At 37.2% G+C, this 1,523-nt stretch carries 3 protein-coding genes; 1 reads left to right on the top strand and 2 read right to left on the bottom strand.

Annotated features, from left to right (window positions below; all coding sequences use genetic code 11):
• A partial coding sequence (locus ACINWC141_RS03285; protein ID WP_009387875.1) for an IS3 family transposase occupies positions 1-198 on the top strand: 198 nt, incomplete at its 5' end.
• Positions 199-341: 143 nt separating this feature from the next.
• Here the strand turns inward: ACINWC141_RS03285 and ACINWC141_RS03280 are convergent.
• Both ACINWC141_RS03280 and ACINWC141_RS19270 read right to left on the bottom strand, forming a co-directional pair.
• A complete protein-coding gene (locus ACINWC141_RS03280) occupies positions 342-1,223 on the bottom strand; it encodes a metal-dependent hydrolase (RefSeq protein WP_009387874.1) in 882 nt (293 codons plus the stop codon).
• A gap of 205 nt (positions 1,224-1,428) precedes the next feature.
• A partial coding sequence (locus ACINWC141_RS19270) for an EF-Tu C-terminal domain-related protein (protein WP_005240168.1) occupies positions 1,429-1,523 on the bottom strand: 95 nt, incomplete at its 5' end.

Below are 1,523 nucleotides of genomic sequence, written 5' to 3'. Positions count from 1 at the left end.
AATGCACCGATTGAAAGCTTTTGGGGAATACTGAAAAATGAGTTAGTGCATCATTACAACTATCAAACCAGAGAAGAAGCCAAAGCAGATATTATAAAATACATTGAGTTATTTTATAATCATCGAAGAATTCAAAAGGGTTTGGGTTTTAAGACACCAAATCAAATGGCCGAAGACTTTTATAAGTTGGCTGCCTAGAATCTCCCAAGGGAAAGTCTCCTGATAATTCAGCGTATATCACCCCATAAAGGTGCAGATACCTATTAACAATTGGTGTGAGCACTTAATGCTAAAAAGAAAAAGGGCTACTAAGAGCCCTTTTAAATCAACAGAGATTTGAATTACAAACCTAATTTCGCTTTCCATGTTCTCAACAGACCTACTGTATCCAAATCATTTGGATGGAATCCAGGTTTAAAGTAAGCCAGCATTTCTTTACCCATGCCAGTAATGATACCTTTTGATGGGCTATATGCGTATTTATAAATCACCGATAGCTCACCCACATTTAACTTTTTATCTTGCTTTAATAAGCGAAGCACAAAAGAAGACTGGATCAAGAAAATCAAAGTCATCGCAAACACTAGAGAACTTGTGCGTAAGGCGTAAGCTTTTATACCTTTACCAAATACACCTTCATACACATCAAAAGCCACGGCTTTATGTTCATTCTCTTCGATCGCATGCCAATACCACATGGTTGACATGGTTTCGTCTGTCATCAACTCTTGAATATGTTTATTGACTAATAACTGTGAAGCAATGGTAGCTGTAAAATGTTCAAGCGCTGTTGTAGCCGTCAGGTCAACCATGTCTTTGGTCATACCGAAAGGTTTAACAATTTTTACAAAAGTTTTAATTGCTGTTTGAATGGCTGTGTCGGTAAATTTCTCTAACGCTTCTACATCATGACCAAACTTTTGAGCAGAGGCATTAAAATTTACATGCTCTTGAGTATGCATTGCTTCTTGCCCAATAAAAGCACTAATCTCTTTCTGAAGCACTTCATCATCTTTAATAGAAGGGTGATAACGTACTGCACGTACACTATCTATAAAGAATTTCTCACCTGCCGGAAACAAGGCCGACAATGCTGTCATAAAGTGTGTTAGTCCAGCAGAACCATTCATCCAATATTCTGGTACATCATTAAAGTCAAAATTCATACGCCGTACAGGAAAGCTCGCCCCTACACGATTCGTAATATTCACTTTAGCATTCATACCCAAAGCTCCTTATTAAGTAACCCAAGTTACTCAAACTTTATTGTTCGTTTTCTTGATTCTTATCATACAAATTTAATAAAAAGGATTAAGTGTAAATAAGGACATTGAAATATCAGTTAAGGCCAGCTTTTATAGTGATTGTTAGACAATTAAATATAAAAAAAGCGCTCTAAAAAGAGCGCTTTTTTTTCACTGAAAGTGATTATGCAGTTACTTTCGCAACAACACCAGCACCTACAGTACGACCACCTTCACGGATCGCAAAACGTAGACCTGGGTCCATTGCGATTGGGTGGA

Source organism: Acinetobacter sp. WC-141, assembly GCF_000313935.1.
GTDB lineage: Bacteria > Pseudomonadota > Gammaproteobacteria > Pseudomonadales > Moraxellaceae > Acinetobacter.
Note: the sequence above shows the minus strand (reverse complement) of the source record. Positions and strands in the feature narration are given on the sequence as shown.